Raw genomic sequence first — 25,814 nt, 5'->3', positions numbered from 1 at the left:
ACTCTCCTCTTCTAATGTATTCAAGGATATATGAATTGAATTTAAAATTCTGAAATGATTGGATAGATTTGGCCTCTCAGGTTGAAATCATAGTTCTGGTCTACAATACCTACCACTTCGTTGTTATCATAAAGATTCACCATGAAGCCCGCCATTTGTTTGGCAGTGTGGTACTTAGGCATGTTTGCTTTGTAATCAAATTCTTCAGTATCTAATGATGTCTTCACGAATTCCGTTTCCGTTATAGCTGGTGCTAAAACCTTTGCTTTTAGTTTTGCACCTTTCATTTCTAGTTCTTTTGCAAGGCCTTCTGTGAAGGCACTAACGTAATATTTAGATGCAGAATAAGCAACACTCCCAACAGCAATGGCATATCCGAGTGCGGATGAGACGTTAATTAACTGAGTTCCTTCTACATCAGCATAATCTCGTACATATAGTGTAGAAAGGATCGTCAAGGTTTCAATGTTAACACGTAGCATAGTTTCAACTTTATCTAAATTCTGTTCTGCTACAAAAGAAGCTTCACCGAGCCCCGCATTGTTAATCCAGGTCTCAATTTGGTATTCCTTTAAATTGTTATATAGTGTGTAGGCCTGGTCTGTAACAGATAGGTCACTTGTACGAACAATAACATTTATAGTAGGATCCATATCCAGAATTGCTGATTTGAGTTCTTCTAATTTATCCAATCTTCTAGCTACCAAGATTAAGTTTTTGCCACGTGCAGCAAACGCCAATGCCGTTTCATATCCAATCCCTGAACTTGCTCCTGTAATAACTGTATACTTCATAATATTCTCTCCTTCATAACATGCAGATTAGTGTAAATGAGTTTTAAAGACGATTTTAGAATGATCATTCTTATTAGAGTAAAAAAAACAGTTAGATCTAACTTGCTATTAGCATATCAATTTTAGAACGAACAGTAAAGAATTTTTTTATGACTAAAATTTTAATTTTGGAGCGGTATTCCTTGACTTGTTTGAGGCATAAGATACAAGTTCTTTCTTTCATTAGAGGGACAAGAAAAAACTTGTATCACGGAAACAAACAGTCCTCCATTTAGGTGACTCCTTTTGCCTGTCATGCTGTAATTCCACTTTTAATCTAAAGCGGTCAGTGTCATATCAATAATATTCTTTAATTTTTGCTGATCCGTTGTTGTCTTAACCAACGTACGTAGCCCTAACCACGCATTCATTAAATAATGAGAAATAACTACAGGATCCAAGTCAGCCTTGAACTCACCCGATTGTTGACCCTTCAGAACAAGGTTAGTCAAGAGTTCCTCAGTTCGCGAATAACTCTCATCAACTAAGGATGCAACTTCAGGATCCAACACGCCGAGTTCCACGCCTGAATTCACGAGAAAACACCCTAGAGGTTCTCCTTCATTTCTTACTGTCGCCTCAAACAACTCCCGAATTAATTCTTTGATCGGTTTTTGTTTTTCAATCAGAAACCTCATTTTGCTGGTCTGCTTCGTTTCATATCTTTCGAGAGCTTTCATAAATAAGGCATGCTTATCTCCAAAGGTATCATAGATACTTCTTCGGTGAATGCCCATAAACTCAACTAAATCTTGCATTGAAGTTTTCTCATATCCTTGTGCCCAAAACAGGTGTATTGCTTTATCTAATACTTCATTAACTTCAAATTCTTTTGATCTTGCCATCGTCATCACCTCGAATAATCATTATACAATGTAGTGAAGGATCGGCAAACTAGATTTAAAAAAAGTGAATACATTACAGGTATGAGGTCTATCTATATATTTAACCCAGGATTCTTCGTTTGTCTGCTTGTAACCAATCAGGCGTCCATCCTTTTTCCAGAGCATCCAGGGTTACTCCTGGCGGAACGATAGCATCTATCGCATCCAGGATATCAGTGCTTAATCGGATGTCGCTGCCTTTTAACGTTTCACGAAGTTGCTCAATTGTTCTTGCCCCCACTATAGCAGAAGTAACTGACGAATGAGCTTGTGTAAATGCCATGGCAAGATGTGGCAAAGTTAATCCTGCTTCATTTGCAAGGGTTTGGAGCTTAGCAACGGCTTCGAACTTGATGCGATTTTCTTCTCGATTCGGATCTACAACAGTTGAAAGTTTCCCTAGAGAACTTGCTGCTCTTGAATCTGGGGCAACAGCTTCTCCCGAGCGGTATTTTCCCGTTAGTAGACCACCCGAAAGTGGGCTCCAAACCATTACGCCCATTCCGTATTTTGCGGTTGCAGCAAGCAAATCGAATTCGATGCTTCGATTCAATATGGAATACGGGGCTTGCTCGGATACAAATCGTGCGGTATTTTTGCGTTCGCTAGTCCATTGTGCTTCGGTCACTTGCCATGCCTGAAAATTGGATGTACCAATATAGCGAATCTTCCCTTCACGAACCAGGTCCGTAAGTGCATCAAGACTCTCTTCAATGTCAGTATGGAGATCTGGCTGATGTAGTTGATACAAATCGATATAGTCCGTTTGCAACCTTCTCAAGCTTCCCTCTACTGCACGCTTAATCCAATATTTTGAGTTACCGGATTGATTAAGCCCACTGCCCATGGGCATTCCGCCTTTCGTGGCCAGAATAACATCCTGTCTGCGTCCTTTTAGGATGTGACCCAGAATTTCTTCGGATTGACCACTTGAATAGACATCCGCTGTATCGATCAGATTAATGCCTCCAGCCAAAGCCTCATCTAACATGACTGCAGCTTCTTTCTCCGTATTGTTGCCCCAAAAACCAAAAGTACCCGTACCTAATACAAAACTGCTTATTTTAAGGCCTGTATTTCCTAATACACGATATTCCATGTTCAATCCATCCCTTCTCCATCTGCTATAATTAGAATGATCGTTCTAATATTCGTAGAAGAGTCCACGGCAAGATCTCACACCACTCCTCATAACTCTTGGCTTCTTATCCGTGTATTCCTCCTACGCTAACAATATAACATATTTAGAATGATCGGTAAAGAATGATTTTATGTCTGAAATTAAGATTCTTCCTGAAAATGAACTAAGAAGACTCCAAAGCCGCGGTCAAAACGGAGCTGAAGTCTTCTTTTCAGTAGTAATGAACGTTCAAAGCGGGATGTAAAATTTACATTAGTTTACGCATCTAACGTATACAAGGGCAGGTTTTCCGGTAAAGCCGCCGGGCGCAGACATGTGCTCTGCATTGGATAGAAGGTTTGCTGATCGGAGGAATCGTGGAACGCCCACATCGCCTCCAGCACATGATAAGCCAATTCACCACTGGCGCGGTGAGGCCGTCCGCTGCGGATAGCGTAGGCCATATCGGCAACACCGATGCCCCGTGTGTTTTCCTGGTAGCCCGACAACAGCGGTACCTCTGTCCATTCTTGCTCGCCCAGCAGTCTGTAGCGAACTGGCCCTCCGAACGTGTTCGGGTCAGGCACTTGTAGCGTGCCCTGAGTGCCGTATACCTCGATCGGTGGCAGAGTGCTTCCACCAAAGATGTCAAAGCTAGTAATTAGGGTGCCGACAGCCCCCTGCTTGAAGCGCAGCAATCCGGCCACATGGGTCGGTATATCGACCGGGATGGTCTGACCTCTCTTTTTCTCGCTCGTAATCGTTCGCTGATCTATCGCCTTGCCTGTCATGCCCGAAATGACAGCAACTGGACCCAGCAATTGCACCAGAGCCGTCAAATAATAAGGGCCCATATCAAACATTGGACCGCCGCCGACTGCATAATAAAATTCAGGATCAGGATGCCAATGTTCATGTCCACGGCTCATCATGAAAGCCGTAGCGGCTACCGGACTCCCGATGACTCCGTCTTCAATCAGCTTCAATGATGTCTGTATACCGGAACCGAAGAAGGTCTCTGGTGCGCAGCCGACAAGCAGTCCCGTTTGATGAGCAAGATCCAAGACAGCCTGCCCCTGCTCGCGGGTGACGGCAAGTGGCTTCTCCACATAGACATGCTTGCCTGCCTCAAGAGCTCTGAGACATACGTCGGCGTGAACGCCCGGAATGGTCAAATTAATGATGAGTTCGATCTCCGGATCAGCCAAAATCTCATCTACCGAATATACATGCGGAACGTTGAACGCTACCGCCTGCTCCTCTGCCCGACCTTGGTCCAGATCCGCTACTGCGTACAGCTCCAGAATGTCGAAACGATGGCAATTTTCCATGTAAATTCCGCTAATTTTACCACACCCGATAATGCCTACTTTCATTTTGTTCATGCCTAGACTCCCTTCTTCTTCAGAAAAAATGGATAATGGCATTCTTTTGTTACATTGGATACCATCCTGTCGCTGAACGGGGCTTATAAACAATCCCATTTGTTCTGATTGTTATATATTTGTAAAATTACAAATCATCAATGTATCAATCAAATGGAGACTGGAAATACGTATTCAATCGGGACATCATTGCATAAGAATACACGCTAATGATGTTGGTTGTCTGTCATGCCTGTATAAGCCTCTGCCAGAGAGCTGCCCCGGCTGGCCACCGCCTGTTTGCCTGCTGCTGCCCACAGAAACCCGCTGCGCATCATCTCGGTCACTTGAGGCATATCTATGATATCTGCGTGATGGCCCAGCGAATTGTAGAAGACGCGGCCGTTCCCCCAGCGCTTCGTCCATACAACGGGCATATCCACTGGCCCATTGGCTGAATGAGGGCCTGGTACGATCGGAAAGCGTGTGGTTGCCAGCACTTCAACTGCCGGGTCTACGTGGAGGTAATACTGCTCGCTTTTGACCTGAAAATCCTCAATATGGTCTAGAAGTGGGCTGGAGCCGCGCTTCATGTTCACCATGTACTCTACGCCGTCATTGCCGGGATGCGCAACCCATTGCCCGCCTGTCATAAACTGCCAGTCCACATTGTTCCGGAAGGCATCACACATGCCGCCATGGCAGCCTGTGAGACCTACGCCGCTTTGAACCGCAGCTGAGACATTATTGACCAGTTCCTGCTCAATCTGTCCCATGGTCCACATTGGAACGATCAGGTCCAGGTCAAGCAGTTTCTCAGCATCCTGGTAGGCTTCCAGGGTATTAGACACTTCCACCTCGAACTGCTCTTCCTTCAAAATGCGTTCAAAAATGGCCGCCACCTGCTCCGGCTCATGTCCGTTCCATCCACCCCATACAATCAGTGCCTTGCGCATCTGTAATCCACTCACCTTTCGGAATGTATTGTTATACTACATTTCTTCAATGGATACCCAGCGGCGTTCCTCTATGGATCGTTCTACCGCTTCAAGCACAGCCTGACAAGCAACACCGTCGTGGAAGTTCGGCGACGGTTGCCGTCCTTCAGAGATGGCACTCAACATCTCAAGCATCTCATGGGTGAAGGTATGTTCGAATCCAATCGTATGTCCTGGAGGCCACCAGGCTTCGGAGTACTTGTGTGCCGGATCGGTGGCGAGTACGCGGCGAAAGCCCTGAACGTCCTCCTCATCCTGTGTGAAATACACTTCCAGTTCGTTCATTCGTTCAAAGTCAAACCGCACACTGCCTAGGCTACCGTTGATCTCGAATGAATTTGTGCTCCGATGTCCGGCAGCAAAACGTGTGGCCTCGAAGCTGCCCAGCGCACCTCCGGCGAAGCGTGCCAGGAACAACGTGGCATCATCGACTGTCACTTCTCCCATCGGAGCATTTGCTTCAGTACTCCTTTTGGAGCTCAACCCGCTCATCTCCAAAGCCAACGGGCGCTGTTTGATGAATGTCTCGCTCATGCCGATCACTTCATGGAACTCGCCGACCAAGAAGCGAGCGAGATCAATCAGATGGGCGCCAAGATCACCATGAGAGCCAGAACCGGCCACTTCTTTTTGCAGCCGCCATACCAGGGGGAAGGACGGGTCCATGATCCAGTCTTGAAGGAAGAAGGCACGGAAATGATAAATTTTGCCTAGGCGTTCGCTCTCGACTAGCTGCTTAGCCAGCTGGACAGCCGGAGAAAAACGATAGTTGAAGCCTACCATATGTCTGACCCCTGCTTCCTCTGCTACCTGCAGCATGTCACGTGAATCCGCCAGCGAGAGCGCAAGTGGCTTCTCACAGAATAGATGCTTGCCATGAAGGGCTGCCTCAACGACAATTTCCTTATGGGCATTACTCGGGGCGTTAATGTCAATGAGGTCAATATCGTTACGTTTCACTAGATCACGCCAATCCGTAACACTTTCGGTCCAGCCGTACTGGCGGGCAGCTGCCTGAACCCCCTGCTCGTTGCGTCCACAGATAACGGACATCTCTGGCTGCAGCGGGGCATCTGGGAAGAACATGGGTAGACTACGGTAAGCGTTGCTGTGAGCCTTGCCCATAAATTTGTAGCCAACCATTCCGATACGAAGACGATTAGACATGTCGTGATCCTCCTTATGGGTCTGAGTTTCAACGAATTTTTGACGAATGATGTTATGGACGAATGGATGACGCCCTGATAATCAGCTCTGTGGACAGGAGTTCTCTTATCGAGTCGCGCCCGGTTAGTTCCAGGGCTGGAATAAGATTCAGAGAATCGGGTATAAGCTTCGAGGCTGCAAGCTCCCCCATCTCATAAAAAGGTACGCGGACACTGCTAAGCGGCGGAACAGCCATCTCAGCCGCATCCGAATCGTCATAGCCTACAAACGCCGGAAACCGGTCTGCTGCCAGTCCGCGCTCACGGAGACCCTGCATTACCCCGAGGGCCATCCGGTCGTTCGCCGCAAATACAGCATCAATATCATTCAATTTGTCTGCGATTGTAGCTGAGGCTTCGAGCCCGCTTCGACGGCTGTAATTACCTTCCAGAAGTAGATCGTGGTCATATTCAATACCGGCCTCCTGAAGCGCGTTACGGTAACCCTTCAATCGCTCAGTACTGTTGGAATAGATGTCCGGGCCGTTGAGAAAGGCAATCCGCTTGTATCCCTGCTCGATGAGGTGACTTACAGCCGCCCGGCTGCCTTCTACATGGTCTGCATCCACTTCACAGAATGATTGCCCTTCAAAATGGTGATTCATGACGCAGAACGGACGTCCTTCTTCCTGAAGTCTCTTTAGAGCTTCCTCCTCATCGTGGTCATCCCTGGCTCCAAGGATGATACAGGTATCGATTCTTTGCTGGCGGAAAAGACTACTGTAATCAATCCGTTCCCCCGGCTTTCGGAACAATAGAAGCAGATCGAGCCCGCTGTCTCTGGCCTTGTTTCCGATACCGCTCAGCATCTCAGAGAAAAAATAGGCTGAGAACAGGTGCGCCTTCGGGACATAAGGCATAACTACACCAAGATGGCCACTCTTACTTCGGGCAAAGTTACGAGCCAGCGCACTGGGTACATATCCAAGCTGATTAGCTGCGTCCAGAACCCTTCTCCGCGTATCCTCTTTGATAGGACCTACTGCATTCAAGACCCGAGATACCGTCGCTTCAGACACGCCGGAAAGTTCTGCTACTTCCTTGCGCGAAACGATATTACCCACCTCCAAATCATTTTGTGTACGCGCGTACATTTTCTCATGCAGCCATATCTCTGTCAATCCCCAAAAAGCGTACCCCGTGGATGGATAAGCTCTTTTCGTTACTCAAAGGAAAGGGTCTCGATTCCTTAAGGCTTGAGCAAGCTAATCATTCCTACTCCAATCATAAGTACTGTAATTCCCGCAAGTATGCCTATCCATTCCTTTGGACTCTTCTTTTCCTTAAATATTAAAATGCTGCCAACACAAGCAATGGCAATGCTCGCTTGAGAGATCGGAAAACTAGCCGCCATGCCGATCAGCCCGTTGGAAATAAATAATGCTAGATTCGCGATGCTCCAAACCAATCCTGTAGGTAAATTGTGAACCACCAGAGAGAATCGTAGCCGCTTTTTCCCCTTCAGGTTCATGACCATGGCTGAGCATAGCATACCGAGCGATTGCGGCAGAATGACGGATAGTCCCGATATATGAAAGAACTGATTAATAACGACATAACTACTTAACGCTAACCCCGAGCAAACCAACATTATGATAATGGGTACCGGCAAAGGCTTGGACAACCCAGCAGACTTGCCCTGATAGCTGGTTAACAGAACCCCTGCCAATATACACAGAAGAGAACCAACGCCTATCCCATATTGGTACCCTGTTATCCATTCACCCAAAATAAGTGCGGCAAATAGCGTCGTCCCTATCAACTGCAGACCACAAATCACAGGAATGGCGATCGATACGCTTACTTTTTGAAAAGCTTGAAACTGAAGCAATTGTCCAGCAGCCCAGAAAATACCAGATATAAAACTTACCACAAAATGAATCGGTGCTAATGAGGTAGGGTGAATGATATACAAGCACAGGGCAAACAGCACAGCACCAATCACGGTACCTGTCAGCTGTTCTCGGGGACTGGCTTTTGTTATATGTGCCAATATCGGCATAACTCCCCAGCCAACGGCTGGAATAAAAGCAATAATGAAATCCACGTGCGGAATTCTCCTCCCGTAAAAAGTACTCTTCCTACAATTGTTAAATATGCCATGCAGGAAAAAATCTACAGTTTTACGATAGCAAAAAAAACCGCTTCTAAATACAAATATTTTTATAGATTAATATAGCAAAATCAAAGAAATTGTTTTCTATACGCACTGGGAGATATACTCATTACATTTCTAAAAGCTCGCGAAAAGGTCAATTGATCGGTATAGCCGACCGAATTGGATATGACCTGAATCGAATAGTCTGTATGTTGCAGCAGTTCGCACGCTTTTTTAATCCTGAGGTCTATCAGATATTGTTTAGGCGTTTCACCAGTCTCAAGTTTGAAAACGGAGGTCAGATAATTCTGATGTAGACCGAGGTACTCCGCTACTTCACTAATCTGGATGCCGCTGATGTAGTTTTTCTCAATAAAGTTTATCGCTTGAACCGAATAAGGAAGCTGCTCCTTTACCGACATCGTTTCTCCCAAGTCGTGCACAAGTTTGGCGAGAATATGGAATAAATACCCCTGTATAGCCAACGATGAAGAAAGTGTGTTATCTCCGATCCGCAACATCTCAAGAATCGTGGAATGAAAGAACGTAATATCTTCAATATCGATTACATAAGGGTTCTGGCTTGGAAGTGATATGTTCTGCAGGTAGATGTCGGATTTAATGCCCATAAAGCCGACCCAACAGTACTCCCAAGGCTCGGCTTCATCCGCCTGGTAATAAGCTACCCTATTGGCCGGAATTAAAAAAGCCTGTCCTTCTCCTATATCGTAATTTTTGTTGTCAATCACCAACTTACCTCGTCCTTTTAGCACAAAATGAACCAGATTAAAATCGCGGGCGATGGGTCCAAAATCCTGATTGGATAAGCAGAGCTCTGTGCCACAGTTATATAAAATCAAATCTGATATATTTTTATGCTCTGAACTGGTATACGTATCAACATATTGAATCATATTCTCGCCCATTGGCATCCTCCCCACTTTCCCAAATAAAGAACCTATGCTTGTTAATTTATCAGTATAGCATAAGTTAAGGATGACAAATATCCAGAAAAGGTTTAGCTCTAAACTATAGTTTTTTGTAAGGTTCTTTGTTTTTCCTATATTCGACTTAAAAAAAGTCATGTATTTTCTATCACTACCTTTGTTATGCTGATTCAATAATAACGCTTTCAAGTGGTTCGACATATTTTGAAAGGGGCTATGTACATGGCTAGTCTACAAGTTAACCAAAAGGAACGGACATTTCACTTAACGAACAAATACTGCAGTTATCTTTTCCGTGTCATGGAGAACGGGCAATTGGAGCATTTATATTACGGCAAAAAAATAGAGTACCTGGGTCAATATAACCGTTTTATCGAGCGAAGTTACCGTCCCGTGTCTGTCGGTGAGTTTGATAGTGACTTGGTGACATCGTTGGAAAGTATTAAGCAGGAATTTCCTTCTGCGGGAAGTGGAGACTTTCGAGAGCCAGCAATTGAGATCATACAGGAGGATGGATCTCATATAATGGAGTTCACTTATGACCGTTACGAGGTAATCACTGAGAAGCCTAAAATCCCCCATCTTCCAGCTACGTTTTGTAAGGAAGCACATGAAGCAGAGACACTCCTCATAACGCTGACCGATTCTCTTACAGGAGCGGTGGCCGTGCTTGCTTACACCATCTTCAGCGAACTGCCCGTGATCACGAGATCCGTATCCATAATGAATTCCGGGAATAATCCCCTAAGAGTCAACCGTCTAATGAGCCTGAGTCTTGATCTCCCTGACTCCGAATATGAAATTATTCATTTATCAGGGGCTTGGGGTAGGGAACGTCATGTGGAGCGTACACCATTGAGACCTGGGCTACAGTCGATTGGGAGCACTCGAGGAATTAGTAGTCATGTTCACAACCCATTTCTGGCGCTTGCCAAACCCGGATCACAGGAACACCAAGGAGAAGTGTATGCGGTTAATCTCGTTTACAGCGGGAACTTTCTTGCTCAGGCGGAAGTGGACAGCTATTCAACTACCCGATTGATGATTGGCATTCATCCTGACAAATTCTGCTGGACCCTGAAGCCAGGAGAATGTTTTTATTCGCCTGAAGCAGTTCTGGTCTATTCTGAAAGCGGTTTAAATGGCATGAGCCAAGCATACCATAGCCTGTACAATAAACACTTAATTCGCAGCAGGTGGACCGAGCGGGAACGACCTGTATTGATCAATAACTGGGAGGGGACCTATTTTGATTTTAGTGAGCAGAAAATAGTTGATATGGCAAAAAAAGCAGGTGAACTGGGGATTGAACTCTTTGTCTTGGATGACGGATGGTTCGGTCGAAGAAACAATGATACCTCTTCCCTCGGCGACTGGTTTGAAAATCCTGAAAAGCTACCGGACGGGATCTCGAATTTGGCAAAGAAGATCAATGCGCTCGGGATGAAATTTGGTCTTTGGTTCGAGCCGGAAATGGTTAACTCCGACTCTCATATTATGAGGGAGCATCCAGACTGGGTTGTGGGAACACCCGGCCGTCAACGCAAGCATGGACGCCATCAATATGTTCTTGATTATTCCCAACCGTCTGTTGTGGATTACCTGTTTAAGTTAATGGATGACGTGCTCTCTTCTGCTCAGATCGAATACGTAAAATGGGATATGAATCGCTGTATTTCAGAAGCCTATTCGTTATCTCTGGGCAAGGAAAGACAGGGCGAATTTTTTCACCGCTATGTCTTGGGTGTATATGCTTTATATGAGAAACTGATTACCGAACACCCTGAGATTTTGTTTGAGTCCTGTGCTTCCGGTGGAGGACGGTTTGATCCAGGGATGCTTTATTATGCTCCGCAAACATGGACAAGCGACGATAGTGAGGCTATAGAACGTCTGAAGATTCAGTATGGCACTTCCATGGCCTATCCGCTTAGCAGCATGGGTGCTCATGTGTCAACCATCCCGAACCACCAGGTAGGCAGAACCGCACCGCTGCAAACCAGATCCAATGTCGCCTACTTTGGTATATTCGGTTATGAACTTGACCCATTGGCTTTGTCCGAAGAAGAATGCGATGTAATTAAAAAACAAATACAAGTGTATAAACGTCACCGACGATTAATTACACAGGGAACCTTTTATCGTCTGCTAAGTCCCTTTGAAAAAAATGAGACTGCCTGGATGGTCATTGATGCAGAATGTGAGCATGCTCTCGTCGGTTGGTACCAGGTGCTCTCGCGTCCGAATCAAGCTTATTTACGACTAAAGCTAGTCGGGCTGGACGAAATGGCAGTATATTTTGTGGAAGAGCTGGGCCAACGTTTTACCGGCAGCGAGTTAATGAACATTGGACTTATACTCACTCCGCCTCATAAGGCGGGACAGGATTTTAATATTGCGGAGAAATACGATTTCTCATCTCAATTATTTACTTTAACAAAAGAGATTTCCTCATGATTGGATTATGACTTGAAGAATTAGATCAAAGACCCGTTCTTTTCTCCAGTGCAGGGACCTTATGGCGTCGAATTGGCTCAGATTGCAGTCGAAGGAAGCAGCACCTATCGAATCCGAGATGCTATTGACTATATCGTCCGGAATTGGGACCAGTCTTTTCGGATCGAAGATCTTGCAGACACCGCCAGCATGAGTGTTTCTTCGTTCCATCGGCATTTTAAAGAGGTAACCGCCATGAGCCCAATTCAGTTCCAAAAACAGCTGAGACTCCAGGAAGCCCGCCGTCTCTTATTAGCTGAATCGGCGGACGCCGCAGACGTCGCTTTCAGGGTCGGATACGAGAGTTCCTCCCAATTCAGCCGCGAATACTCCCGAATGTTTGGGGCTCCTCCAAGAGCGGACATTAAGCGATTGAAAGAAAAATACGACCAGGTCATGAATGACTGAGTATCTGGACCGATCGGTGAAGAAGAAAAAAGGACGGCCTTGGGCCGTCCCTTTTTCGGTATGCTTCGTTTAACTTCGCAGCGAGTTTCCTATTAAACCTGGAACGCCGACGAATTCCCCAACATTATTTAGGCGGTCTTCGGTCTTCAAGCCCAATTCGGCAGCAGCGTCTCACCCCGGTCTGTAGCAGGCGCGGGAGAGGGCTGTACGAAATGGCCCCGATCTACTCGGAAGCAGCAAAAGGCAGGATTTCTACCTCACACCTGACGTTTGACCAGGTTGTGCATCAGCTGGATCAATTCAAAGCGTACCCGCTCCTCCTTGGCAGAGATGGCTGATACAGAATGCTTGCCATTGATATTGATAAATACGCTTGATTTCTTCATTAATAGACATATAAGTTAAAACATTCAATTATCATATAGAAATTTAGGGGTTGAACACAGTGAAAGTGGATCAGGGCCAAATACAAGATTGGCGGACTGCTTGGCCTCCTCGATGACCTTCATGACCTTTTCACTATGTTCAAGCATATCCGAAACTTTTTCCAAATCGTTTTCTCGGATGATACGGTCAAATTCAACGAATTCGTCATACATTCGATGCGAATGATCTTTAAAGTCCACCCGAATTGGCGTTTCCTTATTTGCAGTGTAATCAAAGTAGTCGCATATATTAGCTGAACTTGCCATGTGTATATGGCCCTTATTGCCTTGAATGTTCACGGCATTGGGGGCCGTACTATCTTTTGAACCTATGCAGACACACTTGAAATCACCGTAATCAAGCAGCAGCATACCTGAAGTATCAATTCCACGCTCCATGTTCGCCCAATACTCCACTTTCTTAGGGCTCCCGAAGAATCCAACAACAAAATGAATATTATATAAATTAATATCCATCAAGGCTCCACCAGACATTTCTGGATTAAACGCAGGCTGGATTATCCCCGCTTTGAAGGCTTCATACCGAGATGAGTATTGAGAATAGTTGCATTCAACGATTTTGATCTCACCCAGTTTAGGTAGATACTCCTTCATGGACAAATAATTTTTCAAATATTGATTTGTTATGGCTTCCACCAATATCAGTTTTCTTTGCTGAGCAATTTCTTTTAGCTCTAGGAATTCTTGCAAATTGGAAGTAAACGGCTTCTCACAAATGACATGTTTGCCACTCAATAATGCTTCTTTGGCATATGAATAATGAAGATGATTAGGCAGCCCGATATAAACTGTATCCACTTCACGATTCATCAGCATCTCGCTGTAATCCGAATAAATCTGAGAGATTCCATATCTATGTTGCCAATCCAGTAATTTTTCCTCATGACTAGGTCTAGAACAAATTGCCTTTAATAAAATAGTCGGGATATCCTGAATAAAGCTCAATAGATCCCCTACGATCATCCCTGCTCCGACAATTCCCAACTTCATTTTAGTTGCACTCCTCTATACCTTTTTCAAGTATTTCCATACAAATTATCGTCTCTTCGTCTTTAATCACTTTTTCTTTACCAAGTACGATCGACTGATAGATATCGTCATATACTCGAGCATAGTCTCCCTTTTCAGAAACGACTTTTTCTTCATGATACTCGCCTTTATCATCCAGATATGTTAAGATGCCGTAATGCTCGGGCTGGTCGATGCCGAAATCGGGGTGTCCCTTAGGCAGATAGTATAATTTCAGATGCTCCTCCTGACGATCCTTCGTTTGCTTTAAAAAAACGCCTTTTTTGCCGTATACAACAAAACCCGGCCGCTCTTTTAAGCGAAAAAAGCTGGATTTGATGGATACCTTGAGCGAGGGATAATAAAAATCCAGATCAAAGTAATCATTCATTCTCCCAGTACCCAGCAATTGACGAACATCATAATGGATTGTGTCCGGCTTCCCAAAATAGGAAAGAACCTGGTCAATGGTATGAACGCCATGTCCATATAGGTAACTGTTATATCTGGAAAAATGAGAAGTGGAGTTCGGGATCTCAGGGCGATAATAATCGTAATGCATCTCCACCTCCAGTAAATCTCCAAGCTTTCCTGATTCAATAACCTTCTGGGTAGTGAGGAAATCCGAATCGTAACGTCTATTCTGATAGCATTGTATAACCAGATTTTTCTCTTTAGCATATTGGAAGATCGACACGGCTTCTTCTTTGGTTAACATAAAAGGTTTCTCAACAAGTACATTTTTCCCGTGGTCTAGCGCCATTTTCGCATAAGAGTAGTGGGATTCTACAGGTGTACAGATAACAATCAACTGAATCTCCTTATCGTTCATTAAAGATTCTATATTATCTGTATACAGCACTTCAGGGATTTTTTTCCACTCCCTTTTATCTAGATTACGGGCATATATCGTCTTCACTTTCAATTCAGCTCTGTTCAATGAAAAAGGAAGATGATAACGGTTCGTGCTTTTCCCATTTCCAATATAACCAATGGTAAGCATATTATTTCCCCCTTAGGCTCTTTTTCATTTATTATAAAAGAAGAACGTTGATCGTAAAGGATTCGCCACCAAAATGGTACATTCAACCGATTATTTTTAAAAATGGTTGTTTATTTTTAAACAAAATGTTTATTTCATATTATTTTTCGAACGTTTTATTCAATTGAGCCGGGGTGAACCTGTTGAAAATACTAATACAATTATCAGAAATGCAAAACTTTACACCAAACGAAAAAAGCATTGCATCCTATATTTTGCTTCATAAGGAAAGTATCCTGCACTTAAATATTCAGGAGCTTGCAAAGGCAACGTATACTTCGCATTCCGCAATTAATCGATTAACACATAAACTTGGGCTATCAGGCTTCAAGGAGTTTATAATCAAACTTGCTCGGGAGTTTCAGCAGAACACCCAGAACATTTCCAATGTAGACCCCAACTATCCCTTCGGTTATGATGAATCCCCACTTCAAGTGGCGAAAGAAATTGCAGAATTAATGAAAGAAACGATTGAAAAAAACTTTACATTCATGGATGATGATTCATTGTCGCAAACAGCCCTATTGCTGGATCAAGCGAAAAGGATCTTTATATATGCGTTGGGCGATTCACAAATCCGTGCGAAAAGTTTCCAAAATAAATTAGTAAAAATAAACAAGTATGTGGTTATAGCTACGGAGCTGTCTGAATGGGCTTACCATACGGCTAATCTTACGACACAGGACTGCGCTGTGTTTTTAACTTACCACGGAAAGTCGCCGATTTTTTTAAAAGCAGCACGGCATTTCGCACATGAAAATATCCCTTTTATCACAATTACAGCAACCAATCAAAGTGAATTAGCCAAACTCAGTAATATCTGTATCCAGGTGCCTAATGACGAAGTAAAACATGCCAAGATTGGTACATTTTCGTCGCAAATTGCTTTTGACTATGTATTAAATGTGATCTATTCCTGTATCTATAAAATCGACTACTTGAAAAACATGCAAACCCTAACACAATCGTTGGAGAATTCGCATCTCAATGACATGATGAATGACGTATAAAATGAATATGCACTAAAACAAAAAGTCGCCAATATGGCGACTTTTTCAGTATATATATTGTTCTCCTCAGTCAAGAATCAACTTTCATCTATTGCTTTTCGAATATCATAATCATTGATATCGATATCTAAATTCATTCCAAGTGCCAACTTTGCCAGCTGATTTCCAATAAAGGGGCCCATGGTCAACCCGGATGCTCCAAGCCCATTTGCCGCTATAAGACCATCCCAGCCTGGAACAGCTCCGATCACCGGTAGAAAACCGGGTGTAAAAGGACGGAAACCAACTCTTACCTCCTGAAAAGTGCTGTTTGCTAAATCAGGGGCCAATTCTAAACCTTTATCCAGAATTTCCTGCATCCCCCCTGCTGTTACTCTCGTATCGTAACCTTCGATTTCATTTTCGTGAGTCGCCCCTATTACGATCTTCTGTTTATCAAAAGCCAGCAGATATTGATCAGAAGGCGGTATGACTACAGGCCAAGTGCCTGTGTCTTGCCTATTAGGAACCTGCAAATGCATAATTTGTGCTTTTTGATAACTAACCTTAAAATGAATGCCCAAAGGCAACAGTAGTTGATTTGCCCATGCACCTGCACAAACAATGACCTTGTCAGACGAGAAGCTTCGTGCACCGACCACTACTCCCGTTATATGGTCGGACTCATATTGAAGCGTAGCATTTCCTTGTATAAGGACCGCCCCGTTTTTTTGTGCTGATCGGACCAACGCATCCCGCAGCGCACGCCCATCTATTCGGGCGGCACCGCTAATATGAACAGAATGATAACCTTCTACTAACAATGGAAACCGTTCATGGGTTTCTTTTTCATTTAGCCGGGTAATTTCACCGATTTCCGGTGCATCCGCTTGTCGTAAGTGTGCCCGCTCCTCCATTTTTTTGATTTTCTCCAAATCATCATGAATACTGAGAGCCCCCACTTTAGCATAGCCAGTTTCTGTTTCTCCCTCGCTTTTGAGTTCTTCAATCAACCCAGGGTAAAAACGCGCTCCCGCTTTGGCTAGCTGGTACCAAGCCTGATTGCGTCGCTGTGATAGCCAGGGACAGATAATGCCAGCAGCGGCATCAGTAGCCTGTCCTTTATCTTTACGATCTACAATAATGACATTAGCACCCATTTTTGCTAGATGGTATGCTGTCGATGCCCCCAGAATTCCTGATCCGATTACGATGACCTTCTTCATGATTACATCCCTTTCCTACATCACTGTATCCATTATAGCGAATAGTGCATGATTGCATAAAGTTTGAAATTAATATTTTAAATCCTTATAAAGTTCTTAGAATTGATCTTTAAAGTAGTTGTCAGAACAAATGAAAAGGATGAACTGATATGGATAACATTATTTTACAGACTAAAAATCTCTGCAAAACTTTCGGACGACAACAGGCGGTGAACAACGTCACACTGTCTATTCAGGAGAATTCCGTCTATGGACTACTTGGCCCAAATGGGGCTGGAAAATCAACCACCTTGAAAATGTTAACCGGTATGCTACGCCCGACATCCGGTGAGATTTTATTTCAAGGAAAACCCTGGTCCCGAAAAGATCTTGCTCAGATCGGCGCACTGATCGAATCCCCTCCACTCTATGAGAATTTGACAGCTAGAGAGAACCTCAAAGTTCGTACAACGTTGCTGGGATTGCCTGATTCGCAGATTGATGAAGTGCTGAACATGGTTGATTTGACCCATACCGGGAAAAAGCGCTCGGGCCAGTTCTCGATGGGTATGAAACAGCGGCTGGGCATTGCCATTGCTCTCCTCAATCATCCCAAGCTATTGATCTTAGATGAGCCAACCAACGGACTAGACCCCATTGGTATTCAGGAGCAACGCGAGTTGGTTCGCTCCTTCCCGAAGCAAGGAATTACCGTAATTCTTTCCAGCCATATTTTATCCGAAGTCGAACAAATCGTTGACCATGTCGGTATCATTGCCGGCGGCGTATTAGCTTATCAAGAGGCGGTCACTCCAGGGCAAAACCTGGAATCGTTGTTCATGCAGATTGCACAGGAATACCGAAAAGGGGATGAGTAGGATGCAGCAATATATAGCCGCCGAACATCTAAAATTAAAGCGTACCTTCACAAAAAAGTTGGTCTGGCTTGCCCCCATCGCTACTCTTCTTCTGTGTACCGTACTCATGGGGGGACGTATGCTCCAAAGCGCCAGCTACAATTGGTGGTATTTCATGCTGCTGCCAGGTACTCTCACCTTAATGTGCTCAGGAGTGATCCAAAAGGATGGCAAGAAGCTGAAATACCGTGCTGTCCTCGGCATGGCTGTAGATTTGGCTCAGGTATGGTACGGTAAAATCGGGGTTTGCGTAAGACTCTTAATGGTTTCCTTTATTGTCCTATTTATAGGGATAACTCTTGGCGGATTCGTATTCTCAACTTCCGTGACACTAGCAGGAAGCGTTGCTGCAACTCTAATCCTCTTCATCACCTTTTTGTGGCAAGTTCCACTTTGCCTGTTCCTGACGGACCGAATAGGCATGTTTGCCACTCTAATTATTAACATGCTGGGCAACGTATCTTGCACCATTTTGTTCGCTACGTCCTCTGTGTGGTGGGCGGTCCCTTATGCTATTCCAGCCCGATTAATGTGCGCCGTCATTAAAGTGCTACCTAATGGGCTTACCGTTCCTTCAGGAGATCCGCTTTTGGATAAAGGCGTGATTGTGCCCGGCCTAGTGATCACAATCTGCCTGTTTATAATTCTGTCGATACTGACGGCGATGTCCTTCCGCAAGCGGGAGGCTAAATAAGATGATTTCTTTTTTCCGCTATCTGAAATCCGATGTGCTTAAACTTAGAAGGCAGCCCTTACTGCTTGTGCAGCTGTTTGTGCCGCTTTTAGGCATAGCAATCTTTCTAGCCTACTATTCCTTTACTCCATATTCACCGATTTCAAAGGTGGACGGCTATTTGCAGGTCTTGGCCGTAGTTCTTCCTACCATGATTGGTATTGTCTGCTCCATTGCTGTTGAGCAGGAGGCAGTCGCTGGCAATTTCCAGCAGCTATTGATCTCGCCAGTGAAGCTGCTACCTTTCCTGAGCAAGCTCAGCCTGCTCCTGATCTTGGGATTTGGCAGTGTGCTGCTTGCCTCCGGTGGCTTTGGGGCTGGCTATATATATCTTATGAGAGAGTCACCGTATGGCTTGAAGTTTTATGTGTTGGCTGCCTGCATTCTGTTTATGTCCAGTGTATTCCTCTATTTTCTGCATTTTTTCATTAGTTTGCGGTTCGGCAAGGGAGCTTCCATCGGTCTAGGCATTATGGAGAGTCTATTGTCCGCTTTGCTTCTTACAGGGCTGGGGGATCATAATTGGATATTCATCCCTTCTGCTTGGGCTGCCCGGTTCATCACGATCTGGGTGCAATACGGTATAAACTCAGCAGTATCTATTCCTGAAGCTATACGGCTTAATTCGGGAGTCAGATATTGCGTAGTAGGGACCGTAGTCATCATGGTATTATTAGGATTATGGATTTGTCGTTGGGAAGGACACAATTCGTCGGAATAAAGACTAGAGTAAAGAAAGCAAGGGAAGTGAATTAAGCATGGCAAACTTGTTGGCCGTTGATGATGAACCCGCCGTTTTGGCACTCCTTCAAAATATTTTGCAGAAAGATGGCCATGTTGTCACGGTGGTCTCCGACTCCCCACAGGTTCTCACCATGCAGCTTGGAGCCTTTGACCTCATCCTGCTTGACGTGATGATGCCTACCATGGACGGGTTCACACTCTGTCGGGAAATTCGCAGCAAAATAGACTGCCCGATCCTGTTCCTCACCGCAAAATCCATGGAGAACGATGTGATGTTAGGGCTTGGGGAAGGGGCGGACGATTATATTGTCAAGCCGTTTGGTGCTGGAGAGTTGCGTGCAAGAATCAACGCCCATCTCAGACGGGAGAATCGTGAACGGCGTAATGTATTCTGCATCGGGGAAGTTCATTTCAATCTGTCCGGCAAGGAAATCACCGTTCAGAATGTTGTAGTCCCGTTTACCAAAAGCGAATATGAGATATGTAAGTTTCTAGCCCTGAACTGGGGACAGGTGTTCCCTAAAGAGCAGATTTACGAAGCTGTCTTCGGCTTGGATGGGGACAGCGATTCCGCCACCATCGTGGAGCATATTAAAAATATCCGAGCTAAGCTTGGCAAAGTAGAGGTTTCGCCAGTGGAGACGGTTTGGGGGATCGGGTACCGATGGAAGTAACCAAAGTACAGCAAACATGCAAGACAACCAAACTACGAACCATTTTTCTGGGTTATTTAGTTATGTTCTGTATCGGGACGATTGCGCTCGCTCTGTTCCTGGTTCTCATCTTCTATGTCCTGATGTCTTGTGGGACCATTCTCCCCGCGAACTATGCTGAGAATCAGGTGCGGGAGGACAAGACAATCATTGAAGCTGGCAAGACCCTACAGCCGGATTCTCGGCAGAAACTGTATAAATACGCATCATTCACTTCGGAAGGCCGCCTCAATGAGGGAAACCTTTCTGAAAAGCAGGCTCAAACTGCTTGGAGTGTTACGCAGCAGAACGATACTGCTTATCAATTTCCCTATAACTATGTAAAAGTCTCACATAATGATAAAGTTACTGTGATGCGCTATTCTGTCTCGGCTCAGTTTGAACTTCCTATCCTGCGTCAATACCTGCCGAACGCGGAATTGTCCTTTTTTGCCGTGTTCTGTATCGCCTTTCTGGGGGGAGGTGCCTTGCTGGCTTCCTCCTTCGGACGAAAGCTGGCACGTAAGATGAGTGGGTTGCAGCAGGCCACCAAGCAAATTCAAGCACAGGATCTGGACTTCTCAATCGAATTCAGTGGCGTGATGGAGATCGATCAGGTGCTGCATTCCATGGATAAAATGAAAGAAACGTTAAAGACTTCGCTTCACAAACAGTGGAATCTGGAAAGATCACGTCGCGAGCAAATATCCGCCCTGGCACACGATGTCAAAACACCACTCACTATCGTTCGTGGAAACGTAGAGCTGCTGTCCGAGACCGATCAGTCCGAAGAACAAAAGAACTATACGGATTATATATCGGAAAGCACCAGGCAGATGGAGCAGTATATTAAGACTCTTATTGAAATTTCAAAAGCGGAAACGCTTGTCACCCTGCGGGCGGAAACGATGGATGCTGACTTCTATTTAACGAAAGTGAAAGATCAGATAATAGCCTTGGCTGCTGTCAAAAAAATATCTGTAGCATTCGCTGCATATAACCTCCCTAAGACGCTGTATGCAGACCCAGTTCTACTTGAGCGAGCCATTATGAATGTTGCTTCTAATGCTGTAGATCAGGCGCCTGAATATAGCGAGATCCAGCTGACCGTAGAGTCTGTGGAAGACTGCATTCGGTTCAGCATCTTAGACGAAGGCCCAGGCTTCTCTCCAGAAGGCCTCAAACAGGCCGCCGAGCAGTTCTATATGGGTGACTCGTCCAGAAGAATAAATGGACATTACGGTATGGGTCTGTATATAACAAAATCCATTGTCAATCTACATGGCGGAAAGCTGATCATCACCAACTCCACCCAGACAGGCGGCGGACAGGTAAGTATTAAAATTCCACTCAGGTCATTACCGATATGATCGTCAAATTTTAAAAAAAAGATCATCTACTATCTAGGTTAGTTCGATTTCATCAGGCATACGCCTCTTCCTTGTTCTATGCTTAAACGATATAAAACGCTACTGACATTTATATATCAGTAGCGTTTTATCATTTTGCATCGGAATGAAGACACTCCTGACACAACCAATGTCGGTGAAGGAGTTAAAACCTATTATCCAGCTTCAATTAGATGAGAGCAACATATCAAATAATGAATGGTATGATAGGCTTTACGATTACCAAAAAAAAAGATAGATCAGTAGCTGCAAGAACTTCAGGAAATTAAGGATATGATTGAATTGAAACTACAAACCGGGCAAAAATTTGGTCATAACTTTTTGCCACTTAAGACCCAAACTTAATCTATTTTAAAATTGGATTGTTCTGCTTGACCTAGTGTTTACACCAGGTTGTAAGATGTGCATTAGAGTCCCTCCAAGGATTCCACATCATACAAAAGGGAGCTTATAAACATGAACAATACAATAGCAATAGGAAAAACAGGATTAAAAGCATTTAAACTTGGTTTTGGAGCAGGTGTGGTAGGTAATTCAATGATGTATCCAAAAGTCGATGATACTCTAAGCCGACAATTAATTAGAACTGCCCTTGCAAAAGGCGCTAGCTTGGCTATTAACGCGTCCAGCCGTTGATCTAATTATTCCAGGTGCAACCAAGCCTGATCAAATCGAGTCCAATCTTCAAACTCTGGGTGTTCGACTAACAAGTGACGAGCTTAAGCAACTCGATATTCTTTTCAATCAAGATAACTTGTTTACAGAGTAACAGATTGTCATTGTTCTACATGCACTTCCTAATACACAAAAAGGATTCTAAAGTGAAAACTCTAGAACCCTTTTTGTGTAGAAGTATTTATTTTGTAATCGTAATTTGTTTGGATGCAGTATTATAGTTCACCTGATACCCCGAAAGCTCGCTAATCACTCGTAATGGAACCAGCGTGTAGCCGTTAACAATAACCGGAGCTGTGATATTCGTCGAATAACTCCGGGAGTTGTTTAACTCATACACAGCAAGGGTAGAATTCTTGACTTGAAGCACTACTTGTTTGCCGTCTGTAGGTCGAGTCAGAATGATCTTTTTGGTCGCCTTTTCATAATTCACCTCGTAACCTATCCGTTCACTGATAAAGCGCAGCGGAACCATCGTCGCCCCATTTATGATTCGCGGAGCCTGAGCCATCGTCGTAGCACGACCATCGACATAAGCTGATTTAGCTCCTGGTGTCAGGGTGAACGAAGTTGAATATGAGGAAACCGCATTGTTAGGGTATGAGGACGTTGTACCAGAAGTTGTTGTTGTAGTAGAACTCGTCCCGGATGATGAACTACTAGTACCAATCGCTCTATTGCGAATAGCTTCTAACCGATCCAGCAAATCGCTTTTACGGGTTCCGCTCGGCAGATCACTGATTGCATCTCTGGCAGAACGCCAGTCCGAGGCATTCAGACTGTTTTCTGCAATTCGCATCAAATCTCTCGCTTTCTCATAATTCGATGAACTAGATGAAGAAGAAGAATAATAATAGTAACCATCCGAATCCGTGCGTTCTGATATCTTTACACCGCTAGATTCTCTTCCATTACTATTGACTGTCACGACCTTAATCTCATACCAGCGTCCTTCTCGCAAATCCGTGATTTTATAGGACTCAGAGCTTGTAGTTCCCTCATAATCACCATCAACATATATCTTTACCTTGTCGGCTTTACTCGGCATATCGTAGGTGATTTTGATCCAGGTGTCGCTCTTACTATCTACTTCAAGATTGGACACTTCTGACGAATTGGAGGACGTACTGTCCGTTGTGGCAGTCAGTCTCACACCAGAGGACAATGCACCTGTGCTTCGCTTGGACCTAATCGTGAACGTGTAGGTCTGGCTTGCCGAAAGATTGTTGAATGTATAGGATGATCCTGTTGAATCAGTTACCAGTTGCCCATCCTTATACAGACTGACCGTATTAATTCCGCTAGGTCTTGTCCAGGAAACAGTAACGCTATAGTTATTAACTGATGTTACTGAAGCTCCTGTCACTTCGGGCACTGTATCAACGGTGAGCGCTGAGGTCGTAACCGGAATACTGATTCCTCCAGATATGTTGCCGGATTTGTCAATAGTCTTGACCAGTACTGTATAGTTTGTGGAAGCAATCAATCCACTGAATGAATAGGACGTCCCTGTAGTTCGCTGCACTTCCTTACCATTTAAATAGATGATCGCTTGGCTCAGGTCAGCATCCTTAGGCAATATGTAATTTACGGTAAAAGCGTTATATCCTACATTCGTAGCTGTCAGCCCGCTTACCTCTCCTGGAGGTGTCTTATCCACAGGACCATCAACGGAAGCCGTTTTAGCCTGTATTGTCGTACCTAGAGATTCATCTCCACTCTTATTCACCGTTTTCACGCGAAAGGTATATGTCGTGTTCGGCTGTAAACCGCTCATCATATAAGAGTTACTTCGAATGTTATCTACATATACATCGTTAGTGACATTTACCACTTTTATGTGGTCAAAATTAATGTCCGACGGATTGGTCCAGAACAAATTTACTTTTGTTGTTTCTGTAGGAATCGCTGTCAGATTGCTTATCTCTGCCGGCGCGATATTCGCAGTAACCATTTGGCTCGACATTACTTTTAGCATTTGGTTAAGATAGGTGTTCTGACCGTAGCCTTTTGTTAACGTAGTCACTTTCGTGCCTGAAGTAACAGGTACATGACGGCCTTGAGCGGTTGCTAATTTGGTATGTAACTGTGCTGTATTCAGGCCTGTCAGATTTGAGTTATGCCTTTCAATCGACAACGCGCTAGCCACTGCATCGGGTGCCAAAATGCCATATCCCGTATTCAAAATCAGTGTAGCCGTTGCGAACGGAGCCATCCATTGACGCAAACGTTTTTTATTCATGATCTAAGCTCTCCTTGATACCAGTATGGAAATTTTATTTGTCAAAACTAATAAGTCAAGCTTACAAACCCTTCTGCTGCAATCCAGCTTTTAAAATTAACACTATAATGAACAGACATTCATTTAACTGTTATCGGAATTTCCATACAAAATGTTTAGGCTTCACACTAGCTTTTTTACAGATAGGGGTCGCGCAAACAATATATTCTAAGCCTTCGAACTACACCAGCTTAGTGTTTTTTCTTACTCCAAGCCATCTTTCTAAGCCCCATTGTTTGTTTCAACAATTTAAACGAAATTACGATTATCGTTTCCGGGGACGCTAAGCTGTGGGACGTTGGAATCAGCGAAATGAAGCATTGGCGGGAGATACTTCAATCATGTGAAAGCTCTGACATAACCTTTGGATTCAGCTATAAATATTCGATATATCGTAACTTTCTACCGTTTAATAACATTGCATTATAGGATATATTAAATTTTAAGCAATAGGAGAAGGAGGTGTATTATGTTCAAAAATGCCTTTAAGATGTTTGGTGTTATTGGTAATATTGAAGCGATTTCATATCTGCTGCTTGTGTGTATCGCTATGCCACTTAAATACGCAGCTGGAATGCCACAAATGGTAAGCTGGGTGGGTATGATCCATGGGGTACTGTTCGTGGCCTATGTTCTAGCGACTGTGGTCATGCTGATTCTGCGAAAAATAACGCTACTACAAGGTCTTGCAGCCTTGATTGCCTCGCTGTTGCCGTTTGGTCCCTTCATTTTTGATCGTAAGGTGCTTAAGAAAGCCGAAGCACGTGCCAGTCATACCAGCCCGATAAAAGCTACATAAGCATGTGCAAGGGAAAGTGCCAACACAATAACGTTGCTTTCTCTTCCCACTCATGCAGCAGTATACAAAAACAACCGATGGCGCTAAACCACTCGGTTGTTTTTGTATACGCGAATTGTAAATTGTTACTTTCCCACGCAGTAAGGGAGACTCTAACTTTGTCATTCTTTTCTTCCCTATCTGCTATATTTATGTAATCACAACAACTAATCTCTCGGGTAATTTACACTCATAATATCCATAAAAGGAACTTTATCCGTTTCTCCATTACTCTCTACATGAACCTTTCCTGTTCTCGGGTCCATTTTAACAATTTGTCCACGGGTTGTTTCTTCGCGTCCCCATACGGTCAATACAACTTCGGATTGCTCTCGTTGTGCTTCTACAAGCTGATTCCCGATTTCCTCCAGTACAAATTCATCCCGAGTAGGCCGTTTGGGTACCTTCGCTTTTGCCACTTGCTATCACCCTTCCTTCGTGCAAAATCAAAATCAAATTCATTCTATTTTACCATACTTTTC

At 44.2% G+C, this 25,814-nt stretch carries 25 protein-coding genes and 1 pseudogene; 11 read left to right on the top strand and 15 right to left on the bottom strand.

All coding sequences use genetic code 11. The features are described from left to right. Nucleotides 1-41: 41 nt before the first annotated feature. From MHB46_RS01280 to MHB46_RS01240, 9 genes are all read right to left on the bottom strand, one after another. Nucleotides 42-794 carry an SDR family NAD(P)-dependent oxidoreductase gene (locus tag MHB46_RS01280; protein ID WP_341161346.1) on the bottom strand — a complete coding sequence of 251 codons (753 nt, stop codon included), beginning with the start codon at nt 792-794 and terminating at the stop codon, nt 42-44. A gap of 311 nt (nt 795-1,105) precedes the next feature. After that, nucleotides 1,106-1,678, bottom strand: a complete 573-nt coding sequence (locus MHB46_RS01275) for a TetR/AcrR family transcriptional regulator (RefSeq protein WP_165176836.1) — start codon at nt 1,676-1,678, stop codon at nt 1,106-1,108. A gap of 100 nt (nt 1,679-1,778) precedes the next feature. Next, entirely contained in the window at nt 1,779-2,816 is a 1,038-nt protein-coding gene (locus MHB46_RS01270; protein WP_061828332.1) for an aldo/keto reductase, read from the bottom strand. 299 nt (nt 2,817-3,115) lie between these two features. Next, nucleotides 3,116-4,222 (bottom strand): Gfo/Idh/MocA family protein, encoded by a 1,107-nt coding sequence (locus MHB46_RS01265; protein WP_341161345.1) that lies wholly within the window; start codon nt 4,220-4,222, stop codon nt 3,116-3,118. Between the two features lie 206 nt (nt 4,223-4,428). Next, entirely contained in the window at nt 4,429-5,157 is a 729-nt protein-coding gene (locus MHB46_RS01260) for a ThuA domain-containing protein (protein WP_341161344.1), read from the bottom strand. Between the two features lie 36 nt (nt 5,158-5,193). Next, nucleotides 5,194-6,366 carry a Gfo/Idh/MocA family protein gene (locus MHB46_RS01255; RefSeq protein WP_341161343.1) on the bottom strand — a complete coding sequence of 391 codons (1,173 nt, stop codon included), beginning with the start codon at nt 6,364-6,366 and terminating at the stop codon, nt 5,194-5,196. Between the two features lie 52 nt (nt 6,367-6,418). Continuing rightward, nucleotides 6,419-7,498: a LacI family DNA-binding transcriptional regulator gene (locus tag MHB46_RS01250; protein ID WP_341163673.1), complete on the bottom strand. Its 1,080-nt coding sequence runs from the start codon at nt 7,496-7,498 to the stop codon at nt 6,419-6,421. Between the two features lie 95 nt (nt 7,499-7,593). Next, complete coding sequence (locus tag MHB46_RS01245; RefSeq protein ID WP_254328558.1) at nt 7,594-8,451, bottom strand: GRP family sugar transporter; 858 nt, start codon at nt 8,449-8,451, stop codon at nt 7,594-7,596. Between the two features lie 137 nt (nt 8,452-8,588). Further along, a complete protein-coding gene (locus tag MHB46_RS01240; RefSeq protein ID WP_061828327.1) occupies nt 8,589-9,428 on the bottom strand; it encodes an AraC family transcriptional regulator in 840 nt (279 codons plus the stop codon). 243 nt (nt 9,429-9,671) lie between these two features. Here MHB46_RS01240 and MHB46_RS01235 point away from each other — a divergent pair, with 243 nt between their 5' ends. Both MHB46_RS01235 and MHB46_RS01230 read left to right on the top strand, forming a co-directional pair. Continuing rightward, nucleotides 9,672-11,906 (top strand): alpha-galactosidase, encoded by a 2,235-nt coding sequence (locus MHB46_RS01235; RefSeq protein WP_341161342.1) that lies wholly within the window; start codon nt 9,672-9,674, stop codon nt 11,904-11,906. Nucleotides 11,907-11,954: 48 nt separating this feature from the next. Beyond that, nucleotides 11,955-12,353 (top strand): annotated as a pseudogene (locus tag MHB46_RS01230) (helix-turn-helix domain-containing protein); the annotation flags it as partial. A 257-nt stretch (nt 12,354-12,610) separates the two neighbouring features. Here MHB46_RS01230 and MHB46_RS01225 read toward each other — a convergent pair. The 3 genes from MHB46_RS01225 to MHB46_RS01215 are packed head-to-tail and all read right to left on the bottom strand — an operon-like array spanning nt 12,611 to nt 14,810. Next, nucleotides 12,611-12,739, bottom strand: coding sequence for a hypothetical protein (locus tag MHB46_RS01225; RefSeq protein WP_341161341.1), 129 nt, complete (start codon nt 12,737-12,739; stop codon nt 12,611-12,613). A 24-nt stretch (nt 12,740-12,763) separates the two neighbouring features. Next, the gene (locus MHB46_RS01220; protein ID WP_341161340.1) at nt 12,764-13,789 is read right to left on the bottom strand and encodes a Gfo/Idh/MocA family protein; all 1,026 of its coding nucleotides are present in this window, start codon (nt 13,787-13,789) and stop codon (nt 12,764-12,766) included. A 1-nt stretch (nt 13,790) separates the two neighbouring features. Continuing rightward, nucleotides 13,791-14,810 carry a Gfo/Idh/MocA family oxidoreductase gene (locus tag MHB46_RS01215; RefSeq protein ID WP_341161339.1) on the bottom strand — a complete coding sequence of 340 codons (1,020 nt, stop codon included), beginning with the start codon at nt 14,808-14,810 and terminating at the stop codon, nt 13,791-13,793. A gap of 182 nt (nt 14,811-14,992) precedes the next feature. Here MHB46_RS01215 and MHB46_RS01210 point away from each other — a divergent pair, with 182 nt between their 5' ends. Further along, nucleotides 14,993-15,859 (top strand): MurR/RpiR family transcriptional regulator, encoded by an 867-nt coding sequence (locus tag MHB46_RS01210; RefSeq protein WP_341161338.1) that lies wholly within the window; start codon nt 14,993-14,995, stop codon nt 15,857-15,859. 77 nt (nt 15,860-15,936) lie between these two features. On the opposite strand, the gene MHB46_RS01205 is transcribed toward MHB46_RS01210, so the two are convergent. Then, entirely contained in the window at nt 15,937-17,064 is a 1,128-nt protein-coding gene (locus MHB46_RS01205) for an NAD(P)/FAD-dependent oxidoreductase (protein WP_341161337.1), read from the bottom strand. A 149-nt stretch (nt 17,065-17,213) separates the two neighbouring features. Here MHB46_RS01205 and MHB46_RS01200 point away from each other — a divergent pair, with 149 nt between their 5' ends. The 7 genes from MHB46_RS01200 to MHB46_RS01170 all read left to right on the top strand — a co-directional run bounded on the left by MHB46_RS01200 (nt 17,214) and on the right by MHB46_RS01170 (nt 22,307). Beyond that, nucleotides 17,214-17,921 carry a lantibiotic protection ABC transporter ATP-binding protein gene (locus tag MHB46_RS01200; protein WP_341161336.1) on the top strand — a complete coding sequence of 236 codons (708 nt, stop codon included), beginning with the start codon at nt 17,214-17,216 and terminating at the stop codon, nt 17,919-17,921. A gap of 1 nt (nt 17,922) precedes the next feature. After that, on the top strand, nt 17,923-18,654 hold the full coding sequence (locus tag MHB46_RS01195; RefSeq protein WP_341161335.1) for a lantibiotic immunity ABC transporter MutE/EpiE family permease subunit: 732 nt from the start codon (nt 17,923-17,925) through the stop codon (nt 18,652-18,654). A gap of 1 nt (nt 18,655) precedes the next feature. After that, the gene (locus MHB46_RS01190; protein WP_341161334.1) at nt 18,656-19,414 is read left to right on the top strand and encodes a lantibiotic immunity ABC transporter MutG family permease subunit; all 759 of its coding nucleotides are present in this window, start codon (nt 18,656-18,658) and stop codon (nt 19,412-19,414) included. Between the two features lie 37 nt (nt 19,415-19,451). Then, nucleotides 19,452-20,111: a response regulator transcription factor gene (locus tag MHB46_RS01185; RefSeq protein ID WP_068938789.1), complete on the top strand. Its 660-nt coding sequence runs from the start codon at nt 19,452-19,454 to the stop codon at nt 20,109-20,111. Then, entirely contained in the window at nt 20,102-21,499 is a 1,398-nt protein-coding gene (locus MHB46_RS01180; protein WP_341161333.1) for a HAMP domain-containing sensor histidine kinase, read from the top strand. The genes MHB46_RS01185 and MHB46_RS01180 overlap by 10 nt, the downstream gene beginning before the upstream one ends. A gap of 495 nt (nt 21,500-21,994) precedes the next feature. Beyond that, nucleotides 21,995-22,174, top strand: coding sequence for a hypothetical protein (locus MHB46_RS01175; RefSeq protein WP_254325710.1), 180 nt, complete (start codon nt 21,995-21,997; stop codon nt 22,172-22,174). Further along, complete coding sequence (locus MHB46_RS01170) at nt 22,131-22,307, top strand: aldo/keto reductase (RefSeq protein ID WP_445667580.1); 177 nt, start codon at nt 22,131-22,133, stop codon at nt 22,305-22,307. Before MHB46_RS01175 ends, MHB46_RS01170 begins: the two co-directional genes overlap by 44 nt. Before the next feature lie 87 nt (nt 22,308-22,394). Here MHB46_RS01170 and MHB46_RS01165 read toward each other — a convergent pair whose 3' ends face one another. Next, a complete protein-coding gene (locus MHB46_RS01165; protein WP_341161332.1) occupies nt 22,395-24,455 on the bottom strand; it encodes a stalk domain-containing protein in 2,061 nt (686 codons plus the stop codon). 508 nt (nt 24,456-24,963) lie between these two features. Between MHB46_RS01165 and MHB46_RS01160 the strand changes: the two genes are divergently transcribed. Beyond that, nucleotides 24,964-25,293, top strand: coding sequence for a DUF3817 domain-containing protein (locus MHB46_RS01160; RefSeq protein ID WP_341161331.1), 330 nt, complete (start codon nt 24,964-24,966; stop codon nt 25,291-25,293). A gap of 206 nt (nt 25,294-25,499) precedes the next feature. Here the strand turns inward: MHB46_RS01160 and MHB46_RS01155 are convergent, their stop codons facing one another. Next, nucleotides 25,500-25,751, bottom strand: a complete 252-nt coding sequence (locus MHB46_RS01155) for a YolD-like family protein (RefSeq protein ID WP_061828313.1) — start codon at nt 25,749-25,751, stop codon at nt 25,500-25,502. Nucleotides 25,752-25,814 lie beyond the last annotated feature (63 nt).

This window comes from Paenibacillus sp. FSL H7-0703, assembly GCF_038003485.1.
GTDB classification, from domain to species: Bacteria; Bacillota; Bacilli; order Paenibacillales; family Paenibacillaceae; genus Paenibacillus; species Paenibacillus polymyxa_B.
This window is presented reverse-complemented; position numbering and strand designations above follow the sequence as displayed.

Excerpts from the sequence above, each read along its gene's own strand:
- MHB46_RS01280 (WP_341161346.1), bottom strand. The coding sequence starts at position 794 with ATGAAGTATACAGTTATTACAGGAGCAAGTTCAGGGATTGGATATGAA.
- MHB46_RS01275 (WP_165176836.1), bottom strand. The coding sequence starts at position 1,678 with ATGGCAAGATCAAAAGAATTTGAAGTTAATGAAGTATTAGATAAAGCA.
- MHB46_RS01270 (WP_061828332.1), bottom strand. The coding sequence starts at position 2,816 with ATGGAATATCGTGTATTAGGAAATACAGGCCTTAAAATAAGCAGTTTT.
- MHB46_RS01265 (WP_341161345.1), bottom strand. The coding sequence starts at position 4,222 with ATGAACAAAATGAAAGTAGGCATTATCGGGTGTGGTAAAATTAGCGGA.
- MHB46_RS01260 (WP_341161344.1), bottom strand. The coding sequence starts at position 5,157 with ATGCGCAAGGCACTGATTGTATGGGGTGGATGGAACGGACATGAGCCG.
- MHB46_RS01255 (WP_341161343.1), bottom strand. The coding sequence starts at position 6,366 with ATGTCTAATCGTCTTCGTATCGGAATGGTTGGCTACAAATTTATGGGC.
- MHB46_RS01250 (WP_341163673.1), bottom strand. The coding sequence starts at position 7,498 with ATGTACGCGCGTACACAAAATGATTTGGAGGTGGGTAATATCGTTTCG.
- MHB46_RS01240 (WP_061828327.1), bottom strand. The coding sequence starts at position 9,428 with ATGGGCGAGAATATGATTCAATATGTTGATACGTATACCAGTTCAGAG.
- MHB46_RS01235 (WP_341161342.1), top strand. The coding sequence starts at position 9,672 with ATGGCTAGTCTACAAGTTAACCAAAAGGAACGGACATTTCACTTAACG.
- MHB46_RS01225 (WP_341161341.1), bottom strand. The coding sequence starts at position 12,739 with ATGAAGAAATCAAGCGTATTTATCAATATCAATGGCAAGCATTCTGTA.
- MHB46_RS01220 (WP_341161340.1), bottom strand. The coding sequence starts at position 13,789 with ATGAAGTTGGGAATTGTCGGAGCAGGGATGATCGTAGGGGATCTATTG.
- MHB46_RS01215 (WP_341161339.1), bottom strand. The coding sequence starts at position 14,810 with ATGCTTACCATTGGTTATATTGGAAATGGGAAAAGCACGAACCGTTAT.
- MHB46_RS01205 (WP_341161337.1), bottom strand. The coding sequence starts at position 17,064 with ATGAAGAAGGTCATCGTAATCGGATCAGGAATTCTGGGGGCATCGACA.
- MHB46_RS01200 (WP_341161336.1), top strand. The coding sequence starts at position 17,214 with ATGGATAACATTATTTTACAGACTAAAAATCTCTGCAAAACTTTCGGA.
- MHB46_RS01195 (WP_341161335.1), top strand. The coding sequence starts at position 17,923 with ATGCAGCAATATATAGCCGCCGAACATCTAAAATTAAAGCGTACCTTC.
- MHB46_RS01190 (WP_341161334.1), top strand. The coding sequence starts at position 18,656 with ATGATTTCTTTTTTCCGCTATCTGAAATCCGATGTGCTTAAACTTAGA.
- MHB46_RS01185 (WP_068938789.1), top strand. The coding sequence starts at position 19,452 with ATGGCAAACTTGTTGGCCGTTGATGATGAACCCGCCGTTTTGGCACTC.
- MHB46_RS01180 (WP_341161333.1), top strand. The coding sequence starts at position 20,102 with ATGGAAGTAACCAAAGTACAGCAAACATGCAAGACAACCAAACTACGA.
- MHB46_RS01175 (WP_254325710.1), top strand. The coding sequence starts at position 21,995 with ATGAACAATACAATAGCAATAGGAAAAACAGGATTAAAAGCATTTAAA.
- MHB46_RS01165 (WP_341161332.1), bottom strand. The coding sequence starts at position 24,455 with ATGAATAAAAAACGTTTGCGTCAATGGATGGCTCCGTTCGCAACGGCT.
- MHB46_RS01160 (WP_341161331.1), top strand. The coding sequence starts at position 24,964 with ATGTTCAAAAATGCCTTTAAGATGTTTGGTGTTATTGGTAATATTGAA.